Here is a 22,507-nt window from a genome sequence, read left to right on the forward strand (position 1 = left end):
AAAGGGGAAAAATACTTTTGTCTAACTAGGTAAAAAAACAGAGGAGCGTGACAACATGAAAGCGATTGTTATTGAACAATATGGAGGAAAAGAACAATTAGTTGAAAAAGAAATAGAGACACCGAAACCAAAAGATAATCAAGTGATTGTCGAGATGAAAGCGACGTCCATCAACCCGATTGATTGGAAAGTAAGAGAAGGATACATGAAGGAACACCTGACGTTTGATTTCCCGATTATACTCGGGTGGGATGCTGCAGGAATTGTGAAAGAAGTGGGATCTAACGTAGAGAACTTCAAAGTAGGTGACAGAGTCTTCGCCAGACCCGCAACGACTCGACTGGGAACTTATGCAGAGTATGTAGCAGTCGAAGAAAATTTACTTGCGCATTTACCTGAGAATATTCCATTTGAAGAAGCGGCCGCTGTTCCATTGGCAGGGTTGACGGCATGGCAGTGTCTCGTTGATTTTGCGAACATTCAAGAAGGGGACAAGGTTCTTGTTCATGCAGGTTCCGGAGGTGTTGGCCACTATGCTATCCAAATTGCTAAGGCACTAGGAGCTTATGTAGCTACTACCGCAAGTGGGAAGAATCAAGACTGGGTGGAAGAGTTAGGACCAGATCGCTTTATCAATTATAAAGAGGAAGATTTCACAGAAGTTCTAGAGGACTTCGATATTGTCGTCGATACATTAGGAGGCGAAATCCAATCGAAGAGCTATTCTGTTCTGAGTGAAGGTGGTCGCCTAGTGTCCATTGTACAACCACCAGACGAAGAAGAAGCGAAAAAACACGGAGTGAAAGCAGGATTCGTTTTCCTCGATCCGAAAGGCGAGCAACTGGCTAAGCTGGCCGATATGATGGTGAACGGACAGTTAACTTCTGTAGTCGGACATCGATTCGATTTGACAGAACAAGGTTTAAGAGATGCCCATGAAGTAAGTGAAAGTCACCATGCAAAAGGAAAAATTGTGATTACGATATAAATGTATCACACGGGCCACCTGAGAGGGTGGTCTTTTTTTGTCATCATTTGTCGTATTTGAAATATTCATACAATTAATCGCCTAGGTGCGGTAAAATAGGGTATAGAACCATTAAAACGGGAAGTGGGGGGAGCAAGTTGCTAAAGAATTATGATACAGGTATTTTCTTTGATGAAATGATAGGGAACAATGGATCTCCGAAGCGCCATTACCAATGGTTTTATGAGCTCGTCGAACAACTTACGGATACGGAATTGCGTGAAAAACACGAAACAGCTCAATTGAACTTTTTGAGACAAGGCATCACGTTTACTGTGTACAACCATACTGGTGGAACGGAGAGAACGATGCCGTTCGACTTCGTACCGATCATCATCCCGAAACCACAATGGGAGAAGATAGAGGAAGGGATGAAGCAACGATTAACCGCTTTGAATCACTTCTTGGATGACTTATATCATGATCAAAAAATTATAGATGCCGGTATTATACCGAGGGAACTCGTTGAAAATAATCCATACTATTACCACAAGCAAGTAGGTGGTTTAGATATTCCTTTGAAAAATCATGTCTTTCTCGCTGGTGTAGATTTAATTCGTGACGAGAACGGTGAATATCGTGTGCTGGAGGATAACTTGAGAAACCCCTCTGGAATGAGTTACGTCTTCCAGAACCGTTATGTCATGAGGCAGGTCTATCCAGAACTGTTTTTTGAGCATTCTATCGAAACACTAGAACATCAATTCTCAGAACTGTATAACACCGTCGTAAGTCATGTGCCAGAAAACGCGGACCCCCGAACGAAGCCGACGGCCGTGTTACTCACTCCTGGCATGTACAATTCCGCGTATTATGACCACGTGTTTTTAGCGCAGCAAATGGGCATGGAGCTGGTAGAGGGAAGGGACTTAGTAGTGAAAGACGATATTGTCTACATGAAAACCATCAGAGGATTAAAGCGAGTCGATATCATTTATAGACGAATCGATGATGACTTCCTTGACCCAGAAGCTTTCCGACCAGACTCCGCTCTTGGGGTAAGTGGGTTGCTACGGGCTTATAAGAAGGGGAATGTTGCGATTCTGAACGGAATAGGAAATGGTGTAGCGGATGATAAGGCCATGTACGTGTATGTTCCTGATATGATTCGCTTTTATCTGAATGAGGAGCCGATTATTCCGAATGTAGAAACGTACTTCTTAAGTGACCCGGAGAGATTAGAGTACGTACTAGACCACTTGGAAGAGTTGGTCATCAAGAACGTCGGAGCATCGGGTGGTTATGACATGTTGATTGGTCCTCAATCAAGTGAGGAGGAGCGCAATGTCTTCAGGCAAAAGATCATTGAAAAGCCGAACCAATACATTGCGCAGCCGACCATTAAGCTTTCGCGAGCACCTGCTTACCAAGAGGGCCGCTTTTACCCGTGCCACGTCGATTTGCGAGTGTTTATCATGAATGGTGAAGAAGCGCATGTTCTTCCAGGTGGTCTGTCGAGAGTGGCTTTGAAGGAAGGATCACTTGTGGTCAACTCCTCCCAAGGTGGCGGAGGAAAAGATACGTGGATTTTAACAGAAGGAGGACACAGCCATGCTTAGTCGTGTTGCCGATTCTCTTTATTGGATGGGGCGGAATATTGAGAGGGCAGAGAACAATTCAAGGGTCTTGAGTGTTCAGATGATTCATATGCTTGAAGCAACGGATCAGCAAGTGCTAGACAGAGACTGGGAAGAAGTATTGGAGATTTGTGCCTCAATAAAAGATTACTATGAGCGTTATGATCGTATTGATAAAGATACGATCATACAATATTTAGCGATCAGTCCGTTGAATGTAAACTCATTTATGAATTGTATGATTTATGCGAGGGAAAATGCGAAAGCAACCAGGGACATGATTCCGGATGAGTTGTGGGAAGTCCTGAATGAATTTCACCTCGATCAGAAGGAATGGCAAGAACGTCCGGATACGAGGCAGCACACGGAACAATATTTAAAGAATGTTATGCGGACATCCATGACCGCTCAAGGCGTCATTGAATCAACTATGAGTCGAGATCTGCCGTATACGTTTATCAAAGTTGGGAAGTGGCTAGAGCGAGGAGAGAAGATCGCCCGTGTACTTAACGTCTTTTGCGAAAAGAATCGTAAAGAGGCCAATAAGAGTACAGATAATTATTATTACTGGCTGACGGCTTTACAGTACTTGAATGGATATGATGCTTACATCAAGGATCATCCGCCTACGATGGAGACGAAAAATGTATTGAAGTTCTTGATTAAAGAGTCGACATTCCCTCGCTCGATTCAATATTGTATCAACCATGTAAAGGATGCCGTCGACCGTATTGAGGGTGGAAAGGTATCGCATTACTCGGAAGGCTTATTTGCGATGATGGATCGAATTCAAGATGAAATTGCAGAAGCGGATATAGACAGTATGAATATGGAAGAGCTGATGAAGTTTTTAGATCATTTCCAAGACCGATGTATGGCATTGAGTCGTGCGTTTTCTGAAACGTACTATCTTGTTGAGCCGGTGAGGGTGAAATGAAAGTCAGCTAGGAGGAAAACGATGAAATACAGAATCGAGCATACAAATACGTTTTACTATGAGAACTTTGTCGATCAAAGTATGAATCATATTCGGTTGAAGCCAAGGTCGGATGAATGTCAACGTGTACTTCAATATCATACAGAAATCGTCCCTAACTCCATGACCAAGGAACACATTGATCTGTGGGGCAACCATGTGGAAACGTTCTTTATTCCAGAAAAGCATGAACATTTAACAGTGAAAACGACGTCGACAGTAAGTATCCAGAAGAGTCCATTCATACGAATGATCCAATACTCGGATGAAATGAGGGAAATCTTCCATTCCGAACTGTTCCATAGTCATTATTTAGCCTTTCTAAATGAGACACCTTATACATTTCTTTATAAGGAACAAATCTCAGAAATTGTTCAAGCCGTCGGAGACTCTTCTAACCCTGTTCGGTTTGCACTGGATCTAATGGCGTATGTGAATCAGTCGATGTTTTACGATACGACCGCCACTCAAGTAGGCACGAAAGCGTATGAGTGCTGGCCTAATAGAGCAGGGGTCTGTCAAGATTTTGCGCATGTGATGATTGGAGTCTTGAGGTCACAAGGGATTCCGGCACGCTACGCGAGTGGGTATTTATACGTCGGAGAAGATTCAGCCCTGATCGGAGACGCTGCTACACATGCATGGGTAGAAGTGATGGTTCCTGGAATTGGATGGATTGGTCTCGATCCGACGAACAATGTGGAAGCGCTAGAGCAACACATACGAATCGGAACGGGAAGGGATTATGCAGATGTCAGTCCTTTGCAAGGAGTTTATAGGGGAGGAAGCCAAAATCTAGATGTAAAAGTAAGCGTTACACAAATCGATACAAAAAATTCTGTCAAATAAGAAGGGCGTGAGACCACAGTCTCATGCTCTTTTTCGTTTGAATATGTCGAAATTACTACATAGGTGTGTTTAGTTAATATTTAGGGTGGTATATAGAGATTATCGCATTCATTTAGGGAAGCTAAGTAAACACAACTTGTACATACAACAACCTTCTGTAGCGAATGTGAACCAATACGGAGGAGGAACTCATTTGAAATTAAAATCTATCATCCTTGTCTTGTTAGCCCTCGTGCTAATGATGCCTACAGGGACAGTCTTTGCCGACGATCATCAGCCAACGGTAGAGACGGAAGCCGTCGAATTGAGAGCGTCACTTGACCGTCTATTCTCAGAACATGCGTTTTTGGCGATTACAGCAATGAGAAAAGGGTACAATGGCGACGAAGATTATAACCAAGCCGTTGAAGCTCTTAATGAGAACACAGAAGGATTAACAGAAGCGATTCGCGGTGCTTATGGTGATGATGCAGCTGCAGCATTCAATCAAGCGTGGAGCAATCATATCGGATTCTTCGTGGACTACGTTGTAGCAACAGCTGAAGGAGATCAAGACGCCCAAATCGAGGCGCTGGACAACCTTGAGCAGTATAAAGAAGACTTCTCGGCGGCATTATCAGGAATTTCAGGTATTTCGCAAGAAGGTTTAGCTAACGGATTAGACGAACACATCTCACAACTGATTGGTGCTTTTACCGAGTATGTTGAAGAAGACTATGATGAAGCATTCGAGCTGCAAAGTGAAGCAATGGCCCACATGTACGGACCGAGTAAATTGCTATCTCAAGCTATCGCAGGCGACGGAGCCGTAACTCCAGCAGCTGAATTGCGTTCTGGCTTGAACTTCCTCCTATCCGAACACTTCGCTCTAGCTTTACAAGCGATGCAGAATGGTATTGAAGGATCAGCTGAATTTGATGCAAATGCAGCAACCCTTAATAAGAACACAGAAGAACTAGCGGCGACGATCGCTTCTGTCTATGGTCAAGAGGGTGGCGAACAGTTCGAAGCACTTTGGAGCAGTCACATTGGCTACTTTGTAGACTATGTGTTAGCTACAGGAGCTGAAGATGAAGAAGCCAAGCAAGAAGCGTTAGATGAGTTAGATCAGTATCGTCAAGATTTCTCTCAGTTTATGAACACAGCTACAGGTGACCGTGTACCAGCGGAAGGTCTTGCAGAAGGTCTTCAAACACACGTGAACCAACTGGTTACAGCTTTTGATTCTTATGTAGCAGAAGATTACGAACAAGTATGGGATTCAGCTCGAGAAGGTTATGCCCACATGTTCACGCCAGCAAAACTATTCAGTGGTGCCATCGTCAATCAGTTCCCTGACATGTTTATGATGGAAGAACCAGACATGATGATGTTTGAAGATGTGCCAGAAGATTACTGGGCAGCAGACTTCATTTACCCACTCGTTGAAAAAGGTGTGATCAATGGTGTGACGGAAAACATGTTTGCCCCAGGTGAAGATGTTACGCGTGGCCAGTTCATCGCTTTCATCGTGAGAACGATGGATCTTGAATCAGATATGGATATCCCGTTCACTGATGTATCGGATACGTTCAAAGCGGAAGTAGCAGCAGCGTATGATGCTGGTATTACAGCGGGTGTATCTGAAACACAATTCGAACCGAACACACCAATTACTCGTGAACAAATGGCTGCAATGGTCATTCGCGCTTATGAGTATTGGACAGAAGCGGACTACATCACTTCTGAAGATTATATGTATGCCGACGAAGCCCAAATCAGCCCTCAGTTCGACACGTATGTAGATGCGGCGAGAGAACTTGAAATAATGGTTGGTGGTGCAGGTAATAAATTCAACCCTAAAACGAATGCAACACGTGCTCAAGCAGCTAAAGTAGTATTCGTTCTACACGAAACAGCAGAATAAAAGAACCATTAGAAAAAGTGCAGGTGTCATTCCAACACCTGCACTTTTTTCATCAATAGATTCAGTATCAATAACTATCCGATCCAGTTGGCTTCCCTTTCAACTTATCGTAGATTAATCCGATCAATCCACCAACCAGTGCAGGGACAACCCAGCTTAAGCTATAATCAAAGAGTGGCAACGGACTGATTATTGATCTCAGAGCAGAAACCTCAAATCCAAAGGCGACTAAACCATCATACAATCCAACAATGGCTGTCAGTAGGATGGCCCCTCGGTAGACGTAAGTGGAATGATTGAACAGACGACTTAAGAAAGTAAGGGCAATCAGAACAATGGTGATCGGGTACATGAAGACAAGCACGGGAACAGAGTAGGAAATAATTTGACTCAATCCAATGTTGGAAACACCGAAACTTATGAGCGTTACAATGATAATGACGGATTTATAAGACAGGAAAGAAATTCTTTTGGAGAAAAACTGTCCACACGCAACAGTCAGTCCCACGCAAGTCGTAAAACAGGCTAGTCCAACGATGATACCTAGTAATAGCGTACCAGGCTGTCCATACATGATATTAGCTGCACCGGCGAGGATGGCACTGCCGTTGTCGTAATTCCCTTCTGTAGCCATTTTTGTACCGATCCAACCAATGGCCACGTACACACTGGTTAATCCAACGGCTGTTACAAGTCCTGCTTTGATGGTTTTAAAAGTCAATTCTTTTTGATCCGTGACTCCTCGGTCCTTGAAAGAAGTCACGACAAGGATCCCAAAGGCTAAAGCTGCAATAGCATCCATCGTAAGATAACCCTCTAGGAACCCACTTACGAATGGTTGTGTTTGGTATTTCTCACTAGGAGGCTGAGCTGTGCCGTCCAACAAAAAGAAACTTCCTATAACTAACCCCAGTATAGCTAGGAAAAGAGCAGGCGTTAAAAACTGCCCAATTCGATCAACTAGCTTAGAAGGGTTTAAACTGACCCAATAAACGAGAATAAAGAAGATAATAGAGTAAATAAATAGCGTAAGTGAAGATCCGTTAATGAAAGGAACGATTCCAGTTTCAAACGCGACATTCGCTGCCCTCGGTATAGCAAAGAATGGACCGATCACTAAGTAAACTAACGAAGTGAAGTAAAAGCCGAATAGTGGATGGACACGTCCAGCCAGTTGAGTAGCCCCATTCTTAAAAAATGAAATAGCTGCAACAGTAATGATCGGAATCCCTACACCCGTTAGCACAAAGCCGATAATTGCTGCATAATATGAAGATCCGGACTCGTAGCCCAGAGTGACAGGATAGATAAGGTTCCCGGCTCCGAAAAATAGAGCGAATAAAGTGAACCCGATAAACAGGGTATCTCTTGCTTTCATAAGTCTGTTCCCCCTCTAGGATGTTTGTTATTTTGCGTAAAAAAAGCTCTCCCTATCCAAGGATGAGCGGTCTGATCATAAATGAATTGATGACAAAATTATACAAAAAATATGATTGTTTTTAATGCAACGCCGTAATACTAACAATGCCAAAAAGGGTTGTCAATCTTTTTTTAGAAAATTTAAAAGGTTATGATTCCCATATAAGTAAACGCTTTCTTTGGTGTTGATCGTTTTATTTTGAATTCAATATAGTTTACATATGCAGAATAGGCATATAGAATATGGCTACATATACAATCGTGGAGATGAGGGAGACGTACATGATCGATTCGCTACTGTTTGAATTAATGGTTATAGGTATTTTAGGTATTGCTTCTCAATGGGTAGCTTGGCGCTTTCGTTTACCAGCTATCGTCATCATGTCGATTGCCGGGTTATTAGCAGGTCCGGTACTTGGGTTAATGAACCCTGAGCAAGACTTCGGTGAACTTTATAAACCGATCATCTCGTTAGCCGTCGCTGTCATCCTGTTTGAAGGTAGTTTGAACCTGGACTTCAAAGAGGTAAGAGGGTTAGGCCGACCTGTATTCAGGATTGTAACCTTCGGAGCATTCTTGAGCTGGATTCTCGGCTCGTTTGCCGCTCACTATGTAGCTGGCTTGTCATGGGCTGTAGCCTTCGTTATTGGGGGTCTTTTCATTGTGACAGGACCTACCGTTATTCTTCCTTTATTAAGGCAGGCAAAGCTTAAACCGAGACCTGCGAAAATATTGAAGTGGGAAGGTATTATCGTCGACCCAATCGGTGCTTTATTAGCTGTTTTCGCCTTCGAGATCATTGAATTCATCTTGGGAACCAATGTGAATCCATCTGCTTTATTTATGTTCTTCTTGGCCTCTATATTTGCAGTCATTCTGGGCTACGGGTGCGGTAAAGGAATCGGGTGGATGTTCGAGACAGGCTATGTTCCAGAATTCTTGAAATCTCCAATGGTCTTCACCGTCGTAATCGCCTGCTTTACCATAGCTGATGAAGTGACGCATGAAACAGGCCTTCTTTCCGTAACCGCTATGGGAATGACGCTTGCGAACATGCACATTTCTTCTATTGCGGATATGAGACACTTTAAAGAGAACATATCCTTATTATTAATATCAACAATCTTTGTCATGCTGACGGCATCTCTAACCCAAGAGACGTTATTGCAAATCTTTAACTTCCAGACCATTGCATTTGTGCTGTTGATGTTATTCGTTGTTAGACCTTTGTCCATCTTCCTATCAACATGGGGAACGGATTTGTCTAAATCAGAAAAGCTGCTAGTCGGTTGGATTGCACCAAGAGGAATTGTGGCTTTAACCGTTGCTAGTTATTTTTCAAGTATCCTACTCGAAGCTGGCTTTGAAGATGCGTCGATTCTCATCTCGATTACATTCGCCCTCGTGTTTACGACCGTAGTGGCTCATGGATTCAGTATCAGCTGGTTGGCCAAAAAACTAGGCCTATCAACAGAAGGTCCTCCGGGAGTATTAATATCAGGGGGGAGTCAGTTTTCCACTGGACTTGCAAAGACGTTAGAAGAGTTGAAAGTTCCGGTATTGATCTCTGATTCCTCATGGGAGCGACTTTCAAGTGCACGCTCACGAGGTATAAAATCCTATCATGGAGAGATCTTATCTGAGCAGACCGAATATTACCTTGATATGACGCCTTATGAGTATTTGATTGCGGGTACAGAGCTTGATTCCTATAATGCATTAGTGTGTACGACATTTGTGCCTGAGTTTGGTAGAAACAACTTGTTCCAACTGAGTTTAAGTGATCAAGAAGGCGACAATCTAGAAGACCTTGTCCACACCATTGGAGGCCGTATTCTATTCAAGGAAGGTGCCTCATGGGAAGAGTTGAATACAATGGTCGAGAATGGCTATGTATTCAGGAAAACGAATATCACAGAGCAATACACGTATCAGAAGTATTTAACGAACATCGATGACGCCGCATTATTATTATTGATTAAGAAGCCATCCGGTAAAATTGAGTTCTTCAGTCATGAAATTGATCACAAAGCCGAGACTGGTGATGTCGTCGTTTCCTTGACTCCACCGAGTAAAGAGTTTGAACGTATTCAAGAACGTCTAGAAGAGCAACGTCATGAAAAGAATGATGAATAAATGGAAGAGAGCCGCCCTTTTTAGGGGCGGCTCTCTTTTTCATTTATTTCAGGCTTTTGCTTCTGCCAATTGCTTGTTTAGGCTTTTGAGTTGTTCTTCCATACTAGCCAGCTGTTGCTCTGCTTTCTGAACATTCCCACCAGCCGCTTCTAACTTGTCGAGATCACCTTGAATTCGGATATAATCCGCTTTTAGAAAGGTGATTTCATCTTGGATCTCCTTTTCGGTCATGTGATCACTCCCTTTTCTTTTATTGTAGTGGCCATGCCAAGCTATTATAATGGTACCTAATTCCAATTATAATTCAGAATGTTATCAAAATTAGTTTAATAAAACAAGGAATGGGGTAGAAGAAGATGAATATTTATCACACACAAGATGTTCAATCATGTAAGGAAGAGGTAGAAAGTCTACTAGTAAAACGAGAAGCAGAAAATAATTTACCGCTTGGTCTATTGAAGAATTTTCCAGACAGTAAATCAGAGCAACCTCCGTCCCTCATTTATATTAAAGACCATGGGAGAATCGTTTCTATGGCTATGAGAACCCCGCCACACCTATGGATTCTTCCTTCTATATCAACTACTTCACAGGAAACAATAGAGCGACTCGTCCACTTCATAGTTGAGAACAATTTAGAATTACCGGGTGTGCTGGGTGAGCAACAAGCCGTCCAGTGGTTTATCGACGCTTGTGAGCAAGCTGGAAAATTCAGTGCACAGTTACATATGAGACAAGGGATTTATCGATTAGACGAACTTAGACCGATTGATCTACAATCAGGTGAACTGATTGTAGCGGATCAGTCTCATCTATCCCTTGCTAAACAGTGGTTTCGGCAATATGCCATTGAATTGGATGAACCCATGATGAAAGAGCAGGCAGAGCAAACGGCGGAGTCGATGATCAGTGATCAAAAGATGCACCTTTGGGTAGTTGACGGTGAGCCGGTCTCGATGGTGAACCAAGCTCGTGTCACTCCGAATGGGGTAACGATAAACGGAGTTTACACGCCAGACCATTTTAAGAAAAAAGGATACGCCACCCAGGCTACCTATCATTTATCAAAGAAGCTCCTTAATTCTGGCTACCAATTTTGCTCGTTATACACGGATTTAGACAATCCCACTTCGAATTCCATCTATAAGAGGATCGGGTATGTATGGGCTGGGAATTCAGTGGTTTATCACATTCAAACGTTAAAAGGAACAGACGAAAAATAGATTCAATCAAAAAAAGAGAGAATATGGAGCATTATGTACCATTGAGTAGGTATTTGTATCAATTTATCCAAATAATTGGTACAAACGATACTCAACGTTATATTTAAACAAAATAAATAAAATATTCTGTACAAACTAGTTTGAGTGTTCGTGTCTTGTTCGGTATGATATTTAGTAATTGACCCTTTAAATCTTCATTCACACGACGGAGGAGGCGTACGTCTTTGAAGCTATTTAAGCTGATAGACAATTTCATAGTTAAACTAGAAGAATTCATATTAAGCTACGCAGTCATCATTATCGCCTTAATGGTCGTCGGGAAAGCCCTGAGTCGAGCGATTTTCAGTTATACTCCGCCATTTGCTGATGAAGTCAGTCAGATTGCGATTGTCGTCGCGACCTTTATGGGGATTAGTTATGCCGCGAGGAAGGGACGTCACATTAGTATGTCTGCTTTCTATGATCTGGCGCCATTCAAAGCGCGGAAAGTTCTTTCTATACTTATTCCACTCGTAACATCTATTGTTTTATTTTTACTTACTTACTATTCAGCTTTATATGTCGTGAACGTTTACGAAGACGGTACGGTAACGTCAGCTCTTCAAATGCCGAAATATTACTTGTATCTGTTTATCCCTATTGGTTTCTTCCTTGGGGGAGTCCAGTTCTTGAGGAACATGTGGATCAATATTAAAGACCGTGACGCGGTCTACTTGGGTACAGATGCTAAAGACTATAATGATAAAGAAAAAGAGGAAATAGTTGAAGAAACACACTTGTAATTTAAATACAGCAAAAGGAAGGATAACGTCATGGTCGCGACTCTACTAACCATCATGGTGGTCCTGTTACTATTAAACTTTCCGATGATGATTCCGTTGATGGTTGCACCACTCATCGTCATGTTCATCTATTTTCCCAACTTGGACCCTATGATCTTAATGCAGCAATTTTCTACAGGAATAGAACCTTATGTCTTACTAGCTGTACCTTTATTTATTTTCGCTGCCGATATTATGACGACAGGTAAGACCTCCAATCGATTGCTTGATTTTATCGGTTCATTCATTGGTCATATCCGAGGCGGATACGCGGTGACAACGGCTGCAGCCTGTACCCTTTTCGGTGCGATATCAGGGTCGACTCAAGCTACGGTTGTCGCCATTGGTAAGCCGATGAGAGAGCGTCTCCTGAAAATCGGATATAAAGATCCCACAGCAATGGCCTTAATTATCAACTCCAGTGACGTCGCGTTGCTTGTGCCACCGAGTATCGGGATGATTATTTACGGTCTCGTCTCTGGAACATCTGTAGGTGACTTGTTCATCGCTGGTATTATCCCGGGTATTATTGTTTTCTTAAGTTTTGCGATTTACAGCATCGTGTATGCTAAAGTAGCGAACATTCCATTAGCCAACAAAGCAACATGGAGTGAACGCTGGCAATTAACGCGGAAAGCGATACTACCATTAGGGTTTCCAGTCATTATTATCGGCGGAATCTACACAGGACTCTTCAGTCCAACAGAAGCAGCAGGAATGTCTGTACTCTACGCTTTCGTTCTAGAGGTTCTGATTTATCGATCGATTCATATTAAAGAACTACCTAAAATTGCAAGATCGACCGGCCTAGTGACCTCAGCCGTTTTCGTACTCGTTGCAGGTGGGCAAGCCTTCACATGGGTCATTTCTTTTGCGCGTGTACCGCAGATGATTTCGGAGGCTGTGTTAGGTGCTGATCCAAGTGCGGTTTACGTATTACTGATGGTGACGATTTTCTTCTTCGTCGGCTGTATGTTCGTGGACCCGATTGTGGTCATCTTAGTCTTGACGCCGATTTTCTATCCAGCCGCTATGGACGCTGGAATCGATCCTGTTCACTTAGGGGTAGTCATTACATTCCAGGCAGCGTTAGGTTCGGCAACACCTCCATTTGGAGTGGATATATTTACAGCCAGCGCCGTCTTTAATAAGCCTTACTTAGAAGTGATTAAAGGCACACCACCATACATTGTCATGATGGTTGCCATTTCAATATTGTTAATATTCTTTGAGGAACTTTCACTTCTTCTTCTTTAGAAGAGTGGAAGCTGTTATAAAAAATTGGGGAGGTCATGATCATGTTCAAATTGAAACATGTCTTAAGTCTTATAACCCTATTGGTTCTTAGTACCATTCTAGCTGCCTGTGGTGGCGATGAAGGGGGAAGTGCTGATGGTGGAGAAGGAAGTAGTGGAGAAACGTATGACTGGCGCTTTGTGACAGAAGAAGTGGATGGCCAGGTTCAATATGAGTATGCTGAAGAATTCGCGAAACGGATGAATGAAAAATCTGATGGCGCCGTTAATATTGATGTTTATGAGTTCGGTGGACTAGGAAGTGAAACAGACCAAGTAGAACAGCTGCAAAATGGAGCTGTAGAACTGGCCGTTATGTCCCCAGGGTTTACAGGGAACATGGTTAAGGAAGGTCAGATCTTCGCATTGCATTTCTTGTTCCCAGACAGTGTTGAGAAGACACAAGAAATATTGAATGATAGTGAAGCATTGAACACAGACCTTCGTGAGCGTTATGAGGAGTTCAGTATTTCCCCGCTATCTTATTGGACAGAGGGTGCGATGCAGTGGACATCTTCTGGAACAGCTTTAGAAGAGCCAGCGGATTTCCAGAACTTCAAAATGCGTACACAAACGTCTCCGCTTATCTTAGAATCTTATCGTGCTTATGATGCTGAACCGACACCTATGAGTTGGTCAGAACTTTATACGGCTCTTGACCGTGGTACGGTAGAAGGTCAAGAAAACCCGATCTTCTTCATCGGCGATGCGTCATTCTATGAAGTTCAGGATTATATGACGGTATCAAACCACAACAACTATGTAGCGATGACGACCGTTAACACAGAGTGGTACGAAGGCTTGAATGATGAAATGAAAACAATGGTTGATGAAACCGTTCAAGAAATGCAACAGTGGGTCTTTGATGAGCAGAAAGCTCAAAACGAAGAATGGTTAGAAACGATTCGCAACGATGAAGAGAATCCGACTGAAATTGTTGAATTGACAGAAGAACAACGTCAAATGTTCAAAGATAAAGCAATGCCAGTCCGAGATTTCTACCGTGAAAATGTATCGACAGTAGATGGTGAAATTCTAGACAAGCTGCAAGAGGAAATTAGTGCAGCAACAGAATAAGAAGCATCAAAAGAAAAGCTCGCACCCTAGAAGGTGCGAGCTTTTTCAGTGTGCCTGCGAAAGCCACTTTCGGTTTTTCCAAGATGAGCAGGGGCCGGTGGCGAGGAAACGACTCCCTTTCCGCAGGAGGCGGTGAGCTTCCTCGCTCGCTTCGCGATCTGCGGGATCTCACCCAGGCCTCAGAATCCTGCAGGAGTGTGGCCGTTTCCACGCCACCTCAACAAAGGAAGGCTGAACCTTTAGAGATTCAACCACAATGAGAACCTTTACTAACGACAGCACCACTCTTGGCAAGGTTCTGTTCCTACTGTTTATCGCATAGTGGGGTGGAAAACGGTGAGACTCCCGCGGGAGAAGGACCTAGGCGAGACCCCACAGAGAGTGTTAACGAACGAGGAAGCTTGCCGGCTCCCCCGCAGGAAAGCGAATCGTTTTCCATCCCATGGCATTCTTATATGATCTAACAGAACCTTCTTCAACAGCCTGGAAAAGCTCCACCGAAGAGGCGAGCTTTTTGTTATTGTACAGGTTCCCAAGGCTCGGTTTGTTTTCTGTAATCCAAGTACGTGAGAATCAGCACTGCGATAAATAGGAAACTCGATAATTTAAACAAGGTAGCCGTTTCGACAAACTGATAAATGAAACCAAGCACAAGAGCACTTGATCCGATACCTAAGTCAATCGAAGAATAGTACATGCCATTTGCAATTCCACTTCGCTCAGTAGTCGTCTTCGAGATCATCCATGCTTGAAGAGCGGGCATCATCGATCCGAAACCGATCCCGAAGATCGCGCCTGCGATGATCAAGTGAAGGTTGCTGCTAGCGAGCGATAGAATCCACATCGCAATGAATGAGAGGGAAGAGCAAATCATGATCAATTTCCAGGGTCCGCGTCTATCGAAATATTTTCCGGTGATAGGACGAGATATCGTCGCTAACAAGGCATTGAAAAAGTAGAATAAAAAGGTTCCCGACAAGCCTTGTTCATTACCGAAAATGACGATATAGGTGACGACAGCTCCATATCCGAAGGTGTTGAGTAAGGTAACAAGCGACGGATACCAGCTGTTCCGTTCAATGAGCGATCCTAAAAATGAGAACTTAGGTGGATTTTTCTGATTTTCATATACGCTATCAGGTGTGACGAAACTGGTCATGGAAAATAAAATCAATGCGATAATTCCAAGACCTACGGCAATCCAAACGAGTAGGCTGAACGTGTAATTTTGGTATAAATATATTCCAAGGCTCGGAGCCATTATCATCCCAACGGTTACAGACAATCCGAAGTATCCCATGCCTTCCCCGACGCGTCTTCTTGGGACAAGATCAACAGCGGCCGTACCGTTGACTGTTGTAGACCAGCCCCAAGCAATCCCATGTACGAAACGAATGAGAAGGAGTACGGTGACGATTTGGGTAATCGGGTAGAGCGCGGTCATCACAAGAAGAGAAATCGAACCGACCAAAACGAGGATTTTTCTGGGCCGTGTCGTTAACAAATGACCGATGAACGGGCGGATGAGTATAGCCGCGAACGCGAATGTCGTCGTGATCAATCCAATTTGAACATTACTTCCACCAATGGATTCTATGTATGGGGGAAGGTTCGGTAATAGCATCTGGAAGCTCATGAACGTGAATAAGTTCGCCAATATAAGAAAAATAAACGGCCACGTCCATAGCTTTGGTACGTTTTGCTGCATGCACTGGTCCTCCTTTAAAGGGCATAGAAAAACCCGCTATGGATTTAGCATAGCGGGTTTTTGTCGCATTCACAATGTTTATGTCTGTTCTCGTCGATCTACCCATTCATTGTAAAAATGACTGACAATTGCTTTAATAACGGCATAGGCAGGAATCGCAAAAATCAAGCCGATGAACCCTGCCAGTCCTCCTGCGGCTAAGATCAGCGTGATAATCGTCAGGGGATGGATACTCAGTGCTTTTCCCATGACATTGGGGGAAACGAAATTCCCTTCAACTTGTTGAGCCAAGATCATGATCACAGCCACCCATACGACTAAGAATGGATCTTGGAAGAAAGCCACGAGAGCCGCAGGAATTACAGCTAAGAATGGACCGACAAACGGAATCACATTCATAAGCATCGCAAATAGCGCAAGCGTCAAGGAGTAGGGCAAGCCAATGATCAAGTAGCCAACTAATAATAGCAGACCGACGACAACGCTGACAGTCATCTGGCCAAGGATGAAAGCTTGCAGGGTGTGGTCGATGGAACGGGCTAATTTTTCAAAACTCTCCCCTGTCCGCTTGTTTAAGAATTGCTTCACGAATGGGATAAGTTTATCTCCATCTTTAAGCATAAAGAATAAAAAGAACGGAATCAGGACGAGCGCGAAAACGAAACCGATGAGCTGACTGATGACGTTAATCACGATCTTTGATGCGTCTTGCAAATAGGACTGCAGATTAGAGATGACGTTTTGAATCGTACCGTCGAACTGACTCGGAATGATGCCTTGGTTCTGCTGCCAGTAGGTCACGGTTTCACCAAGCATTTCGATCATGCCTGGTAAGTTTCTGGCGAGTTTTGAGAATTGGTCTTGAGCGATCGGTGCGATAAACTGAACAATCACAAATCCAAGCAAGATATAGAGCATGAAAATGATGACAATCGCAAAGATTTTTTGTACTTTATTCTTCTCTAAAAAATGAAGCACGGGTCTTGAGAGATAAAATAGAATTCCCCCGCCAATCAAGGGAACCGCAATAGCGCCGATATACGTAAGAATGGGCGCGAAAAAGAATTGAATTTCGTTTAACAGCATAATGAGCAAAGAAATCAAAATAGCTGCTACAAGCGTTTGAAACCATCGTTTATGAACCATCATTAGACACACCTTTATGTACATACTTTATTATTAACATTCGTTAAGCACGTGTGTTTTTCCTTTCACGAATAAACACGTATAATGTAAGCATACCAAAATTTCAGGAAATCCTATACTCAAAACAATAAACATACTTAAAGGAGATGTTCGTGTGATGAAACAAGAATTACTGGAACGATTTACTTCATACGTGAAAATTGATACACAGTCCGATGAAACAAGTGGAGAGACGCCGTCAACGGAAGGGCAGTGGACCCTTGCCAACAAACTTGTAGAAGAACTGAAAGAAATCGGAATCAAGGATGTAACGATCGATGAGCATGCCTACGTGATGGCGACATTGCCTGCAAATACGGATAAAGACGTCCCGGTCATCGGATTTTTGGGCCACGTAGACACAGCGACGGATTTCACTGGTACGAACGTGAACCCTCAAATCGTAGAGAATTACGATGGTGGAGATATTCAGTTGAACGAAACTACCGTTTTATCAACAGAGGATTTCCCTGAGCTCCCTACATATAAAGGCCACACATTGATTACAACCGATGGCACGACACTGTTAGGTGCTGATGATAAAGCGGGCATTACAGAAATCATGACAGCTATCCATTATTTGCTGGATCACCCTGAAATAAAGCACGGCGATATCCGTGTAGCTTTTACTCCTGATGAAGAAATTGGGCGAGGTCCTCACAAGTTCGATGTCGAACGGTTCGGAGCTTCCTATGCTTATACGATCGATGGAGGACCTTTAGGAGAGTTGCAATATGAAAGTTTTAATGCTGCTACCGGTAAGGTGACGTTTTATGGAAATAGCGTCCACCCTGGAACGGCGAAGAATAAAATGGTCAATGCAGTCAAATTAGCCATCGATTTTCAGAATCAATTGCCTAGCGATGAAGCTCCTGAGCATACGGAAGGATATGAAGGGTTTTATCATTTGAATTCGTTCGAAGGGGACGTGGACCAGGCCGATCTGGTTTATTTGATTCGTGACCATGACAAGGAAAAGTTTGCTCAGAAGAAAGAGGATATGAAGCAAATCGCAGAGCAAATGAAGGAGAAGTATGGAGCCGAGCGAGTGGAACTTGAAATAGAAGACCAATATTACAACATGGGGGACAAGATCAGCCCTGTTAAGCACATCGTCGATATTGCTCATCAAGCAATGGAGAATAAAGGGGTTGCACCATTAGTCCAGCCTATCCGCGGGGGTACAGACGGATCACAACTTTCTTACATGGGCCTTCCAACTCCGAACATCTTCACGGGAGGCGAGAACTTCCATGGTAAATACGAATACATTTCATTAGATAACATGGAAAAATCGGCAAACGTCATTGTTGAGATTGCCCGTCTGTTTGAAGAGAGAAGGAAGGAATAGAAAACTGGCACCAGGAATAATTCTGCACGTTTCTCGAATACTAAACGCACCCGTTGACAAAATAAGGTCGCGTGCTATGATGAGTATAGATTTTAGCAATTCCTAAAGGGGAGTAGCTGCCACAGTAAAGTCGTCATTACGGGACATATTCCCCGGCTTTATTGGCAACGTACGTTGTTAGCGAGACCTTTACCCTCAGCGGTAAAGGTCTGTTTTTTTGGTCTTTACCTGTTGTGGTGGGGACCATTTTTTTATGTAAAGGAGAGTTTTTGTTTTGGATGCGCAATTATTAATTGAGTATGGTTGGGTACTTCTTGTACTCGTTGGTTTAGAGGGGATTTTAGCAGCGGACAATGCTATGGTCTTGGCTATTATGGTGAAGCATTTACCTGAAGAAAAAAGAAAGAAAGCCCTATTCTACGGGTTGTTCGGGGCTTTTGTCCTTCGATTCGGTTCATTATTCGTCATCTCGTTCCTCGTAGATGTATGGCAAGTGCAAGCGCTCGGTGCCGCTTACTTGTTATTCATTTCGATCAAGCACTTATTCGATAAGTGGAGGGCGCGTGGTGAAGAGGAAGAAGAGGAAGAGGAAGAAGTAGTAGCGGCTAATGCTGAGCTAGGCAGAGGGAAAGGTTTCTGGGTAACTGTGTTAAAAGTCGAACTTGCGGACTTGGCTTTTGCAGTGGATTCGATTTTAGCAGCTGTTGCTCTCGCAGTAGCGCTACCAGAAACGCCGTTACCCGATGTCGGGAGTTTGGATGGTGGACAGTTTGCTGTCATCCTGACTGGAGGTATGATCGGAATCATCATTATGCGTTACGCTGCAACCGTATTTGTGAAATTGTTGAAGTCTCGCCCAGGACTTGAAATGGCAGCCTTTATCATCGTGGGATGGGTCGGGGTCAAGCTACTGGTATCCACACTCGCTCACCCGAGTATCCAAGTCATTGACGAACACTTTGCTCACTCAGCAATTTGGAAAGTCAGCTTCTACACGGTGCTTGTATTGATTGCCACACTAGGGTGGTTCTTGTCACCGAAAAAAGACATTAAAGAAGAAGATTTATAATTGTAAGTGGTTGGGTGGTCGTAATGATTATCCAACCACTTTAAGATTCACTACCATTCTTTTTGTAAGTATGGTAGTTTTTGTTTGGGAAAGACGGGGAAAATACAAGAAAGAGTAAATCAGAATAGGAGGAAATAATATGGGGAAAGCCGCTCAGCAACCTTCAGATCAGTTTCATTACATTAAAAATCGCATCCAAATGCTCAATCAAGTTGTTTCTACAATGGATCCAGAGGATGTCGATATGGATGATTTCAATCGCGTACTCGATATGATCGAACAGCTGCAAATGAAAATGGTACGCTTTAAAAAGGATTGGGAAGAAGAGTGAAGGTCAGGCGTCTGTCTTTCTTCATCGTCTGGCTTGCGTTTATTTTGTATGCCTTTGTTTTGGCGCCGAACGGTAATCAAGGTTATTTGAATCAATTGATTACGATGAATGACCCTGACCCGCTTTTGCTGACAGTGTTCAGCTTGTTGGGTGTATTCCCGACCGCTTTTGCCATTCTACTGTTGAATGAAGACGACAGTCGAGTTCCGGCCTGGCCCTTTGTACTTGGCTCATTTATGTTAGGTGCATTTGCCCTAATGCCTTATTTCTTCATTTCACGAGCTGAATCAACACGTACATTGCGTACGCCGATTTGGATTGGAAAGAGTCTGGACTCCATCTTGTTCAAGGCTTTGTTATTCACGGGAACGGTTGCCTTGATTGTATCTGGTCTGACACAAGGCAGCGCATCTTTGTATGGTCAGGCTTTTCGGCAATCACAGTTTGTCCATGTCATGACGATTGATTTCCTTGTTTTGACGGGAATCAGTATGTTCGTGATTTACTGGAGAGAACGTAAGCATGGGCGTTTCAATCAAATGTACTGGCTGGGCTGTGTACCTGTCGTTGGTTTTCTTGCTTATTTGCTTATAAAGGAGGGGAGTCATTGAACATTCAACGAATGAATCAAGAAGAAGCGGAGATTGTTGCGGATTGGACGTATCCTGAACCTTATCAGTTCTATGACATGAAAGCAGATGAAGAAGATTATGAAGAATTTATCTCTCCTGAGCAACGAAATCCGCATACATATAGCGTTTACGAAGGGGACGCCTTGATTGGGTTCTTTACTTTTACACCGGTGGAAGGGGAGGTCGATATCGGGCTTGGAATGCGCCCTGTTGATACAGGTCACGGCAAAGGGCAGGTATTTATCGAAAGAGGGCTGCAATTTGCTGAAGAGATGTATGCTCCTAAGGCGTTTACGTTATCGGTGGCCCAATTTAATACGCGGGCCATTTCTGTTTATGAAAAAATCGGGTTTGTGAAAGTCCGTGAGTTCATGCAACCGACCAACGGAGATGTCTATCCCTTTATACAGATGAAAAAGTCGTGATGAAGGACATCACGACTCTATTCTTTCGTAGTTCTGCAAATAGGTCAGGACTTCAAGCGTCAGCACACCCTGCCATTCTTGTTTGGCGACAGGCCAAACATCCTCATCACGATTCCAACTCCAAGGAGGAGTCACCTGTTTTTCATTTTCAAGTACATCCACAAAGTAATCCAAGTTTGCATCTATGTCTCCCTCTTTAACCCCTACCTCTAGTTCGCCAGGTGAAGGCTTGAATTTAAGAGGAAAAGGAACGTAATTGCTCCATTCTTCCTCATCTGTAACGACCACCTGTTGGACGGCTTTTTTCATTTGCGTTTGTAACGAATCGCTATAGTAAGATGGATGCATCGTGAAGAAACGCTGGTAGCAGTACAATTCATGTTCCGATTCAAAAGTCTCCAACGCCATGAAATGCTGGAGAGATTGGTCAACCAATCGATGGAAGTCTAATTGGTCGGTAAATGACGGGTATTTCAGCAGGTAGCCGATTAGCTCAGCGGATGGGTTTCCCCAATTATCATCAATCCATGACTTGCCGTTCTCATGAACAGACCACCAGAAAGCATGAGGGTATTCGTTCACTTCCTTTGGAACAGCGAACCAGCCTTGGCGCTCATGATCAAACGTTTGTTCAAGATAGGTGATGGCTCGCTGGATCATTTCTTCTACCTCTTTGTGTCTGTCCAAGGGTGCCAAATGCTGTAGAGCGACAGAAGTTGCAATTGCTGACGAATGAGGGAGGCGGATGTCAGATTCCAACCCATGTCCGAATCCACCGTCGTCGTTTTGATATTGTTTTAATGCATCAATAATGGCTTGATCATCCTTATTCAGATGGGCGACTTCTAAAGTGCGGGCTTCCTTCTCAATCGATTGCTTCACCACTTGATATGTACCTCTGGATAATTGTTTCAACAGTCATTCCTCCTCAAGTGTGTATTCGGCATCCAATAAGCGATATCCTTTCTGAAACAATATACTTCATTCCATCGGCATTCCTTAGTACAATAAAAAACGAACGTTATCATAAAGGAGTGAGAAAATGGCTCTTCATCATTTTCATTTAAAAGCGGATTGGCCAGGCGGTCGTGACAATGTCGGCTACATCGAATCAGATAAATTGAAAACGAAAATATCGATACCAAAAGAAATGAATGGACCCGATATAGGTACAAATCCAGACGAAATGCTGCTCGGAGCTGCAGCTACTTGTTATATCATCAGCTTAGCCGCTTTGATTGAACGTGCAGCCTTACCATTGAAAGAAATGGATATGCAATCAGAAGGAATCGTGGATGTCACGGATGGGGTATTCACCTATCAAACCATCATCCACAAACCTCGCGTCGTCCTAAAAGCCGATGCGACAGACAAGGATTTGAAGCAGCTCAATCGTTTAGTGGATAAAGCAGAAAAAAGCTGCATGATCTCAAAAGCGATTCAAGGCAACGTCGAACTCCAAATGCAAGCAGACACATCAATCGCTGCTGAATGAACGTA

The 22,507-nt window shown here is 43.4% G+C and carries 21 protein-coding genes; 16 read left to right on the top strand and 5 right to left on the bottom strand.

The window, feature by feature from the left end:
* The first annotated feature begins 55 nt into the window (after positions 1-55).
* From H0266_RS09665 to H0266_RS09685, 5 genes are all read left to right on the top strand, one after another.
* Complete coding sequence (locus H0266_RS09665) at positions 56-988, top strand: NADP-dependent oxidoreductase (RefSeq protein WP_181472193.1); 933 nt, start codon at positions 56-58, stop codon at positions 986-988.
* A 137-nt stretch (positions 989-1,125) separates the two neighbouring features.
* Positions 1,126-2,586: a circularly permuted type 2 ATP-grasp protein gene (locus tag H0266_RS09670; protein ID WP_181472194.1), complete on the top strand. Its 1,461-nt coding sequence runs from the start codon at positions 1,126-1,128 to the stop codon at positions 2,584-2,586.
* On the top strand, positions 2,579-3,541 hold the full coding sequence (locus tag H0266_RS09675) for an alpha-E domain-containing protein (RefSeq protein ID WP_181472195.1): 963 nt from the start codon (positions 2,579-2,581) through the stop codon (positions 3,539-3,541). The genes H0266_RS09670 and H0266_RS09675 overlap by 8 nt, the downstream gene beginning before the upstream one ends.
* 21 nt (positions 3,542-3,562) lie before the next feature.
* Positions 3,563-4,429 (top strand): transglutaminase family protein, encoded by an 867-nt coding sequence (locus H0266_RS09680; protein WP_181472196.1) that lies wholly within the window; start codon positions 3,563-3,565, stop codon positions 4,427-4,429.
* A 193-nt stretch (positions 4,430-4,622) separates the two neighbouring features.
* Positions 4,623-6,335, top strand: a complete 1,713-nt coding sequence (locus H0266_RS09685) for an S-layer homology domain-containing protein (RefSeq protein ID WP_181472197.1) — start codon at positions 4,623-4,625, stop codon at positions 6,333-6,335.
* Positions 6,336-6,402: 67 nt separating this feature from the next.
* On the opposite strand, the gene brnQ is transcribed toward H0266_RS09685, so the two are convergent.
* Positions 6,403-7,713, bottom strand: a complete 1,311-nt coding sequence (gene brnQ, locus H0266_RS09690; protein WP_181472198.1) for a branched-chain amino acid transport system II carrier protein — start codon at positions 7,711-7,713, stop codon at positions 6,403-6,405.
* A gap of 323 nt (positions 7,714-8,036) precedes the next feature.
* Between brnQ and H0266_RS09695 the strand changes: the two genes are divergently transcribed.
* Positions 8,037-9,890 (top strand): cation:proton antiporter, encoded by a 1,854-nt coding sequence (locus tag H0266_RS09695; RefSeq protein WP_181472824.1) that lies wholly within the window; start codon positions 8,037-8,039, stop codon positions 9,888-9,890.
* 48 nt (positions 9,891-9,938) lie between these two features.
* On the opposite strand, the gene H0266_RS09700 is transcribed toward H0266_RS09695, so the two are convergent.
* On the bottom strand, positions 9,939-10,121 hold the full coding sequence (locus tag H0266_RS09700) for an SE1832 family protein (RefSeq protein ID WP_181472199.1): 183 nt from the start codon (positions 10,119-10,121) through the stop codon (positions 9,939-9,941).
* Between the two features lie 125 nt (positions 10,122-10,246).
* On the opposite strand from H0266_RS09700, the gene H0266_RS09705 reads away from it, so the two are divergent.
* From H0266_RS09705 to H0266_RS09720, 4 genes are all read left to right on the top strand, one after another.
* On the top strand, positions 10,247-11,113 hold the full coding sequence (locus H0266_RS09705; RefSeq protein WP_181472200.1) for a GNAT family N-acetyltransferase: 867 nt from the start codon (positions 10,247-10,249) through the stop codon (positions 11,111-11,113).
* Between the two features lie 224 nt (positions 11,114-11,337).
* A complete protein-coding gene (locus H0266_RS09710; protein ID WP_181472201.1) occupies positions 11,338-11,895 on the top strand; it encodes a TRAP transporter small permease in 558 nt (185 codons plus the stop codon).
* A gap of 30 nt (positions 11,896-11,925) precedes the next feature.
* Positions 11,926-13,191: a TRAP transporter large permease gene (locus H0266_RS09715; RefSeq protein WP_181472202.1), complete on the top strand. Its 1,266-nt coding sequence runs from the start codon at positions 11,926-11,928 to the stop codon at positions 13,189-13,191.
* Between the two features lie 35 nt (positions 13,192-13,226).
* Complete coding sequence (locus H0266_RS09720; protein WP_181472203.1) at positions 13,227-14,306, top strand: DctP family TRAP transporter solute-binding subunit; 1,080 nt, start codon at positions 13,227-13,229, stop codon at positions 14,304-14,306.
* Between the two features lie 517 nt (positions 14,307-14,823).
* Here the strand turns inward: H0266_RS09720 and H0266_RS09725 are convergent.
* Both H0266_RS09725 and H0266_RS09730 read right to left on the bottom strand, forming a co-directional pair.
* Positions 14,824-16,014 (bottom strand): MFS transporter, encoded by a 1,191-nt coding sequence (locus H0266_RS09725; protein WP_181472204.1) that lies wholly within the window; start codon positions 16,012-16,014, stop codon positions 14,824-14,826.
* A gap of 78 nt (positions 16,015-16,092) precedes the next feature.
* A complete protein-coding gene (locus H0266_RS09730) occupies positions 16,093-17,160 on the bottom strand; it encodes an AI-2E family transporter (RefSeq protein WP_181472205.1) in 1,068 nt (355 codons plus the stop codon).
* 157 nt (positions 17,161-17,317) lie between these two features.
* Between H0266_RS09730 and pepT the strand changes: the two genes are divergently transcribed.
* The 5 genes from pepT (at position 17,318) to H0266_RS09755 (ending at position 21,007) form a co-directional block, all read left to right on the top strand.
* The gene (pepT, locus tag H0266_RS09735) at positions 17,318-18,550 is read left to right on the top strand and encodes a peptidase T (RefSeq protein ID WP_181472206.1); all 1,233 of its coding nucleotides are present in this window, start codon (positions 17,318-17,320) and stop codon (positions 18,548-18,550) included.
* A 274-nt stretch (positions 18,551-18,824) separates the two neighbouring features.
* A complete protein-coding gene (locus H0266_RS09740) occupies positions 18,825-19,619 on the top strand; it encodes a TerC family protein (protein WP_181472207.1) in 795 nt (264 codons plus the stop codon).
* Positions 19,620-19,758: 139 nt separating this feature from the next.
* Positions 19,759-19,950 (top strand): SE1561 family protein, encoded by a 192-nt coding sequence (locus H0266_RS09745; RefSeq protein WP_181472208.1) that lies wholly within the window; start codon positions 19,759-19,761, stop codon positions 19,948-19,950.
* On the top strand, positions 19,947-20,561 hold the full coding sequence (locus tag H0266_RS09750) for a hypothetical protein (protein ID WP_181472209.1): 615 nt from the start codon (positions 19,947-19,949) through the stop codon (positions 20,559-20,561). The genes H0266_RS09745 and H0266_RS09750 overlap by 4 nt, the downstream gene beginning before the upstream one ends.
* Positions 20,562-20,572: 11 nt before the next feature.
* Positions 20,573-21,007: a GNAT family N-acetyltransferase gene (locus H0266_RS09755; protein ID WP_181472825.1), complete on the top strand. Its 435-nt coding sequence runs from the start codon at positions 20,573-20,575 to the stop codon at positions 21,005-21,007.
* A gap of 9 nt (positions 21,008-21,016) precedes the next feature.
* On the opposite strand, the gene H0266_RS09760 is transcribed toward H0266_RS09755, so the two are convergent.
* Positions 21,017-21,922, bottom strand: coding sequence for a hypothetical protein (locus tag H0266_RS09760; RefSeq protein WP_181472210.1), 906 nt, complete (start codon positions 21,920-21,922; stop codon positions 21,017-21,019).
* Positions 21,923-22,049: 127 nt separating this feature from the next.
* Here H0266_RS09760 and H0266_RS09765 point away from each other — a divergent pair, with 127 nt between their 5' ends.
* Complete coding sequence (locus tag H0266_RS09765) at positions 22,050-22,502, top strand: OsmC family protein (protein ID WP_181472211.1); 453 nt, start codon at positions 22,050-22,052, stop codon at positions 22,500-22,502.
* The last annotated feature ends 5 nt before the right edge of the window (positions 22,503-22,507 follow it).

The sequence above is a fragment of the Halobacillus locisalis genome (genome assembly GCF_013694105.1).
In the GTDB taxonomy this organism is placed as follows: Bacteria; Bacillota; Bacilli; order Bacillales; family Halobacillaceae; genus Halobacillus; species Halobacillus locisalis.